A 6,785-nucleotide genomic window follows, 5' to 3' on the forward strand; every position below is an offset into this window, starting at 1 on the left:
CCATCCAGCTCAGAAATGGGTCCAGCCGGTGGGGCCGTCGTACGACGTGCCGTCGACCGTCACCGCAGGGCCGTCGGGCCCGGGGTCGGTGACGACGCCGATCCGCACCCAGCCCTCGGGGAGGGCGGCACCCGCGGGGAAGGTCGCGAGCAGCGAGTGGTCGTCCCCTCCCCCGAGCACGAACGTCAGCGGGTCGGCGCCGGTGGCGCTGCCGACCGCGACGAGCGGCTCGGGGACCTCCAGCGTCGCCGACGCGATGTCGATGGCGACACCGCTGGCGTCGGCGACATGGGCCGCGTCGGCGAGCAGCCCGTCGGAGACGTCGATCATCGAGGTCGCCCCGGCCTCGGCGGCGACCTGGCCCGCGTCGTACGGCGGCTGCGGCCGCCGGTAGGCGTCGACCAGCACCCGCGGCGATCGGAACCCGCGCCCCAGCACGGCGAGCCCGCCGGCGGCCCAGCCCTGCCGCCCGCACAGCGCGACGACGTCACCGGGCTGCGCCCCCGACCGCAGGACCGGCGACACCGTGCAGCGTCCCAGCACGGTGACCGCGATCGTGATCTTGTCGGCGCTCGTCACGTCGCCGCCGACGACCCCGGCGCCGACCGACGCGCACTCCTCCGCGAACCCCCGGACGAAGTCGGTCGCCCAGCGGGCGGGCAGCGTCGGCGGCGCGGCGAACCCGACCGTCAGCCAGGTCGCGCGTCCGCCCATGGCGTTGATGTCGGAGAGGTTCTGCGCCGCCGCGCGGTGGCCGACGTCGACCGGGTCGGCCCAGTCCTTCCGGAAGTGCCGTCCCTCGACCATCAGGTCGGTCGAGACCACGACGTGGCCCTTGCGGACCCGCAGCACCGCGGCGTCGTCGCCCGGCCCGACGAGCACGTCCTCCCCCGGCGCCACCTGCTGCACGATCCGGGCGACGTGGTCGATGAGGCCGAACTCGCCGAGGTCGGCCATCGTGGCATCAGGGGCGGGGAGGGCGTCGGGCACGGACCCCATCCCATCAGATCGCGTGCCTCGCCGAAGAGACGGTAGCCGCGTCCTCGCGGTAGGTTGGGCCGTCCGTCGACCTCAAGCCCCTAGGAGTGCAACCAATGGTGGTGCAGGCCTACATCCTGATCCAGACCGACGTCGGCAAGGCCGCCGAGGTCGCCAAGGCGATCGCCGAGGTCAAGGGCGTCACCCTCGCCGAGGACGTCACCGGCCCGTACGACGTGATCGTGCGCGCCGAGGCCCGCAACGTCGACGAGCTCGGGAAGCTGGTCGTCTCCAAGGTGCAGAACCTCGACGGCATCACCCGCACGCTGACCTGCCCGGTCGTCCACATCTGAGTTGACCCCTCGGGCGACGTACGCCGTCTGGCTGGCCGCAGCGCCCCTGCTGGTCGCCTGCGGACCGGTCGAAGTCGACGTGCCCGACCTGTCGGCCGATGACGCATCAGCCTGCAGCGCCTTCATCGACGACCTCCCCACCACCCTCGCGGACGAGGAGCAGGTCGAGGTCGAGCCGGAGGACGCCCCGGCAGCGGCCTACGGCGACCCGCCGATCGTGGTCACCTGCGGCGCCGGCGCGCCCGGCGGATTCGGCCCGGGCGCCCAGTGCGAGGTGGCCAACGACGTGCCGTGGTACATCCCGCCCGAGCAGTACGACGACCTGAGCCTCGACCTGGTCATCACGGCCGCCTGGCACCGCCCCCGCGTGCAGGTGCAGATGCCCGCCGACTACCGCGGCAACGAGGGCGGAATCATGGCCGTGCTGGCGGACCTCGTGAAGGAGCACCTCCGCGAGACCGCGACCTGCGACCTCTAGGTCGTCAGCGCAGGCCGGTGTCGCGCTGCATCGCGAGCGCGATCAGCCGGTCGACGAGCGCGGGATAGTCGAGCCCCGTCGCGGCCCACATCCGGGGGAACATCGAGAGCGGCGTGAAGCCGGGCATGGTGTTGAGCTCGTTGAGGATGAGCGACCCGTCCGGCATCAGGAAGAAGTCGACCCGCGCGAGCCCCTCGCACCCGACCGCCACGAACGCCCGGGCGGCCAGTGAGCGCAGCTCGCGAGCGGCCTCCTCCGGGATGTCGGCGGGGACGTCGAGCTCGGTGGCCTCGTCGGGGAGGTACTTCGCCTCGAAGTCGTAGAACTCGTGGTCCCCGGTGATCCGGATCTCGGCCGGGACGGTCGTCTCGACGCCGCCGTCGAGCGCCTCGAGGACGCCGCACTCGACCTCGCGTGCGCCCTCGGCCGACACCTCGATGAGGACCTTCGGGTCGTGCAGGAGCGCGCCGTCGATCGCGGCGTCCAGCTCGCCCTCGTCGTGCGCCTTGGCGATGCCGATGCTCGACCCTCCGCGGGCGGGCTTCACGAAGGCGGGGTAGCCGAGCTCCGCGACCCGCGCCCGCACGGCCGCGGCGTCCTTCGCCCACTCCCGGGCCGTGACCGTGGTCCACGGCAGCACCGGCAGCCCGGCGGCGGCGAGCACCACCTTCATGTAGGCCTTGTCCATGCTGACGGCGGACGCGAGCACGCCGGCGCCGACGTACCTCACCCCGGCCATCTCGAGCATCCCCTGGATGGTGCCGTCCTCGCCCCACGGACCGTGGAGCAGCGGGAAGACCACGTCGACGTCACCGAGCTCCTGCGGCGGCGACGCGGGGTCGCTCACCACGAGGCCCGCTCCGCTGCCGGTACGGGTCAGCGTCACCGGGGCGCGGCCGGCGTCGACGCCGGGGAGGTGGTCGGGGCCGGTGATCGCGTGCCGGTCGGGGTCGTCGGTCTCGAGGACCCAACGGCCGTCGGGCGCGATGCCGATGGGGATCACGTCGTACCGATCGCGATCGAGCGCCTTGAGCACGCTGCCCGCGGTGACGCAGGAGATGGCGTGCTCCGAGGAGCGGCCGCCGAAGACGACGGCGAGTCGGATACGGCGACCGGTGGGCTCGTTCATCGCACCCGACCCTACCGTTGTCCCATGTCCGAACCTGCTCAGGACCTCCGCCCGGCGACGATCACGGTGACGGCGGGACGGCCCGCCCGCGAACCCGATGCGCCGCTCAACACGCCGATCACGATGGCGTCGACGTACGTCGCGACCGGCGACCTGGAGTACGGGCGCTACGGCAACCCGACGTGGTCGGCGTTCGAGGACGTGCTCGGGAATCTCGAGGGCGGTCGGGCACTGGCGTTCGCGTCCGGGATGGCCGCCGCGACGACCGTGCTCGACCTGGTCGGCCTGGGTGGCGGGGTGGTCGCGCCCCGCCATGCCTACAGCGGCACGGTCATGGCGCTCGCCGACCTCGAGTCACGGGAGCGGCTGCACGGCACCCTGGTCGACATCGCCGACACGGACGCCGTCGTGGCCGCGATGAACGCCGACGAGGACTGCGCGCTGCTGTGGATCGAGTCGCCGACCAACCCGGCGCTCGAGGTCGCCGACATCCCCGCCCTGGTGGCGGCTGCCCACGAGCTCGGGGTTCGGGTCGTCGTCGACAACACGTTCGCCACCCCCCTGCTCCAGCAGCCGCTGTCGGTCGGCGCCGACATCGTCCTGCACTCGGCGACGAAGTACCTCGCCGGCCACAGCGACGTGCAGCTCGGCGCGCTCGTCACTGCGGACGACGAGGTGTACGCGGCGCTGAAGGGCCGGCGCGACCTGGTAGGCGCGATCCCCGGGCCGTTCGAGACCTGGCTCGCGCTCCGTGGTCTCCGCACCCTGCACGTCCGTCTCGATCGGGCGCAGGCCAACGCCGCCGAGCTCGTTCGACGGCTCGGGGAGCACCCGGCGATCGAGGAGGTCCGCTACCCGGGCTTCGGCGCGATCGTCGCCGCGGTCGTCGCGGGCGGCGCCGACGCCGCGGACGTGCTCGCCCACGACGTCCGGCTCTGGGTCCACGCCACCTCGCTCGGCAGCGTCGAGTCCACCCTGGAGCGGCGTCGGCGCTGGAAGGCAGAGGCGGCGACGATCCCGGAGGGCCTGGTGCGCCTGTCGGTCGGCATCGAGGACGTCGAGGACCTGTGGGACGACCTGGCCCAGGCGCTGGAGGGCATCACGCCGCCGGCGTGACGCGGCCTCTCACTCGATCTCGGCCTTGGGGTCACGCGAGATGAAGGCCTCCATCATCTCGGCGGTCGTCATCCGGCCGGCGACGACCTCGTCGACGTGCTCGGCGATGGGGGCGTCGATGCCGGCCTTCTCGGCGAGGGCACGGATCGACGAGCAGGACTTCGCGCCCTCCGCCACCTGGCGGGTGGAGGCGTAGACCTCCTCGACCGTCATCCCGTGACCCAGCTTCTCGCCGAAGGTCCGGTTGCGCGACAGCGGGGACGAGCAGGTGGCGACCAGGTCGCCGAGCCCGGCGAGACCCATGAGGGTGAGCGGGTTGGCGCCGAGCCGCATCGCGAGGCGCGCGGTCTCGGCGAGCCCGCGGGTGATCAGCGACGCGGTGGTGTTGTCGCCGAAGCCCAGCCCGACGGCCATCCCGACGCAGAGCGCGACGACGTTCTTGTAGGCGCCGCCCAGCTCGCAGCCCAGCACGTCGACGCTCGTGTAGGGGCGGAACGCCGGGGAGTGACACCGCTTCTGCAGCATCGTGGCGACGCTCTCGTCCTCGCACGCGACGACGGACGCCGCGGGCTCGCGGCGGGCGATCTCCTTGGCGAGGTTGGGTCCGCTGACGACGGCGATCCGGCCGGGGTCGACGTCGGCGACCTCCCGGATGACCTCGCTCATCCGCTCCAGCGTGCCGAGCTCGATGCCCTTCATCAGCGACACCAGCACGGCGTCGGGCTCGAGGTAGGGCAGGAACATCGGCAGGTTGGTCCGCAGCGACTGCGACGGGACCGCCAGCACGACGACGTCCGCGCCCGCCAGCGCCCGCTCGGGGTCGTGCGTCGCGGAGACCGACCGCGGCAGCTCCAGCCCCGGCAGGTAGTCGCTGTTCTCGCGCCGCTCGTTGATCGACGCGGCGACCTCCTCGCGACGCGCCCAGATCGCGACGTCGTTGCCGCCGTCGGCCAGCACCATCGAGAACGCGGTGCCCCACGAGCCCGCTCCGAGTACCGCCACCTTGCTCATGAAGCCTTCTTCCGGTCCTTGAAGCGGTCACCGTGGATCCGCATGTCGTAGCGCTCCGCCGGCGCCTTCTCGCCGCGGACCAGCTCGAGCTGGTGGGTGATCGCCGCCATGATCCGGTCGGTCGCCTCGTTGATCACAGCCGCGGTGCGGGGTTGCTGGGCGGCGAGGTCGGCCAGGTCCACGGGCTCACCGATGCGGGCGGTGATCTTCTTGCGCGGGAAGAGGTGCGGCTTCTTCGTGTACGGCGGCAGGATGTCCTGCGCGCCCCACTGGCCGACCGGGATCACCGGACATCCCGTCTCCAGGGCGATCCTGGCGGCCCCGGACTTCCCGCGCATCGGCCACATGTCGGGGTCGCGGGTGATCGTCGCCTCCGGGTAGATGATCACGGCCGCTCCCCGGCGGACGGCGGCCACCGCGGACTCGTAGGCACCGACGGCACCGGGGGTCTCCCGGTGGACCGGGATCTGACCCGCCTGGCGCAGGAAGAACCCGAGCGCCTTGTTGCGGAAGAGCCCGTCCTTCGCGAGGTAGCGCGGGATCCGCCCGTGGTCGTAGACGAGCAGCGCGGCAGTGATCGGGTCGATGTGGGAGACGTGGTTGAGCACGACGACGCAGCCCTGGTCGGCAGGAAGGTTCGTCTCCCCGCCCATCCACTCGCGCTTGGTCGTCGCGATCAGCGTCGGCTTGATGATCACGACTGCCAACCCGATGGCCCAATTGCGCTTCTCCTGCACCTTGCGCACCCTCACGGGACGCAGGCTACCGGCCCGTGACGTCCGCCACCCGGTAGGACACCGGCACGCCCACCTGACAGGATCGACCCGTGGGCACGTACCGGACGCAGCACGTGGTCGTCGTCCCCGTGAAGCCGCCCGGCATCGGCAAGACGCGACTGGTCGGGGTGCCGGCCGGCCAGCGGGTCTCGCTGGCCACCGCCTTCGCCACCGACACCGTCGCCGCCTGCCTCGCGACGCCGGGAGTCGCCCGCGTGCTCGTCACCACCGACGACGCCCGGTTCGCCACGACGCTGAGCAGCCTGGGCGCCGACTGCTGCCCCGACGGCAGCCACGGCCTCAACCCCGCCCTCGTGCAGGCAGTCGCCGAGGCGCGACGGCGCTGGCCCGGACTCCGACCCGTGGCGCTCTGCGCCGACCTCCCCGCCCTCCGCCCGGAGGACCTCGCGGCAGCACTGACGATCGCGGCCGGCCGGACGTCGTACGTCGCTGATGCCGCGGGCACCGGGACCACCCTCTACGCGTCGTCGTACGACGACTTCGACCCGCGCTTCGGCGCCGACTCCGCGGCGGCACACGCCGCCGCTGGCGCGGCTGCCGTCCCGGGCGACCTGCCCGGACTGCGGCAGGACGTCGACGACCTCGCCAGCCTGCGGGCGGCGATCGCGCTCGGGGTCGGGCCGGCCACGCGAGCAGCGCTCGGGGCCCTGCCCGTCGCCGAGGCCCGGGACAGCGAAGGGCCGCCCTCGTCGTGAGGGCGGCCCGTCGCGGCTGATCTGAAGGTCAGGACTTCTTGGCCGTGCTGGTCTTCTTGGCCGGCGACTTCTTCGCGGTACTGGTCTTCTTGGCCGGCGCCTTCTTGGCCGTGCTGGTCTTCTTGGCCGGCGCCTTCTTGGCCGTGCTGGTCTTCTTGGCCGGCGCCTTCTTGGCCGTGCTGGTCTTCTTGGCCGGCGCCTTCTTCGCGGTGCTGGTCTTCTTGGCCG

9 protein-coding genes are annotated in these 6,785 nt (G+C 72.6%); 4 read left to right on the forward strand and 5 right to left on the reverse strand.

All coding sequences use genetic code 11. The features are described 5' to 3' along the window. Positions 1-9: 9 nt before the first annotated feature. Entirely contained in the window at positions 10-957 is a 948-nt protein-coding gene (locus F0U47_RS15575; protein ID WP_149751413.1) for a thiamine-phosphate kinase, read from the reverse strand. Between the two features lie 137 nt (positions 958-1,094). On the opposite strand from F0U47_RS15575, the gene F0U47_RS15580 reads away from it, so the two are divergent. Together F0U47_RS15580 and F0U47_RS15585 are read left to right on the forward strand one after the other, a co-directional pair. Continuing rightward, positions 1,095-1,331, forward strand: a complete 237-nt coding sequence (locus F0U47_RS15580) for an Lrp/AsnC family transcriptional regulator (RefSeq protein WP_118923769.1) — start codon at positions 1,095-1,097, stop codon at positions 1,329-1,331. Between the two features lies 1 nt (position 1,332). Further along, positions 1,333-1,809: a DUF3515 family protein gene (locus F0U47_RS15585; RefSeq protein WP_149751393.1), complete on the forward strand. Its 477-nt coding sequence runs from the start codon at positions 1,333-1,335 to the stop codon at positions 1,807-1,809. A gap of 4 nt (positions 1,810-1,813) precedes the next feature. On the opposite strand, the gene F0U47_RS15590 is transcribed toward F0U47_RS15585, so the two are convergent. After that, the gene (locus F0U47_RS15590) at positions 1,814-2,938 is read right to left on the reverse strand and encodes a D-alanine--D-alanine ligase family protein (RefSeq protein ID WP_149751394.1); all 1,125 of its coding nucleotides are present in this window, start codon (positions 2,936-2,938) and stop codon (positions 1,814-1,816) included. Positions 2,939-2,962: 24 nt separating this feature from the next. Between F0U47_RS15590 and F0U47_RS15595 the strand changes: the two genes are divergently transcribed. Beyond that, positions 2,963-4,054, forward strand: a complete 1,092-nt coding sequence (locus tag F0U47_RS15595; RefSeq protein ID WP_149751395.1) for a trans-sulfuration enzyme family protein — start codon at positions 2,963-2,965, stop codon at positions 4,052-4,054. A 9-nt stretch (positions 4,055-4,063) separates the two neighbouring features. On the opposite strand, the gene F0U47_RS15600 is transcribed toward F0U47_RS15595, so the two are convergent. Together F0U47_RS15600 and F0U47_RS15605 are read right to left on the reverse strand one after the other, a co-directional pair. Beyond that, on the reverse strand, positions 4,064-5,065 hold the full coding sequence (locus tag F0U47_RS15600) for an NAD(P)H-dependent glycerol-3-phosphate dehydrogenase (protein WP_149751396.1): 1,002 nt from the start codon (positions 5,063-5,065) through the stop codon (positions 4,064-4,066). Further along, positions 5,062-5,817 carry a lysophospholipid acyltransferase family protein gene (locus F0U47_RS15605; RefSeq protein WP_149751397.1) on the reverse strand — a complete coding sequence of 252 codons (756 nt, stop codon included), beginning with the start codon at positions 5,815-5,817 and terminating at the stop codon, positions 5,062-5,064. The genes F0U47_RS15600 and F0U47_RS15605 overlap by 4 nt, the downstream gene beginning before the upstream one ends. 74 nt (positions 5,818-5,891) lie before the next feature. On the opposite strand from F0U47_RS15605, the gene cofC reads away from it, so the two are divergent. Next, positions 5,892-6,557, forward strand: coding sequence for a 2-phospho-L-lactate guanylyltransferase (gene cofC / locus F0U47_RS15610; RefSeq protein ID WP_149751398.1), 666 nt, complete (start codon positions 5,892-5,894; stop codon positions 6,555-6,557). A gap of 28 nt (positions 6,558-6,585) precedes the next feature. Here the strand turns inward: cofC and F0U47_RS15615 are convergent. Next, the coding region (locus F0U47_RS15615) for a hypothetical protein (protein WP_188111383.1) at positions 6,586-6,785 on the reverse strand (200 nt) is incomplete at its 5' end.

Source organism: Nocardioides antri (assembly GCF_008373765.1).
Classification (GTDB): domain Bacteria; phylum Actinomycetota; class Actinomycetes; order Propionibacteriales; family Nocardioidaceae; genus Nocardioides; species Nocardioides antri.

Coding starts and splice junctions, on each gene's coding strand:
- F0U47_RS15575 (WP_149751413.1), bottom strand. CDS start 957: ATGGCCGACCTCGGCGAGTTCGGCCTCATCGACCACGTCGCCCGGATC.
- F0U47_RS15580 (WP_118923769.1), top strand. CDS start 1,095: ATGGTGGTGCAGGCCTACATCCTGATCCAGACCGACGTCGGCAAGGCC.
- F0U47_RS15590 (WP_149751394.1), bottom strand. CDS start 2,938: ATGAACGAGCCCACCGGTCGCCGTATCCGACTCGCCGTCGTCTTCGGC.
- F0U47_RS15595 (WP_149751395.1), top strand. CDS start 2,963: ATGTCCGAACCTGCTCAGGACCTCCGCCCGGCGACGATCACGGTGACG.
- F0U47_RS15600 (WP_149751396.1), bottom strand. CDS start 5,065: ATGAGCAAGGTGGCGGTACTCGGAGCGGGCTCGTGGGGCACCGCGTTC.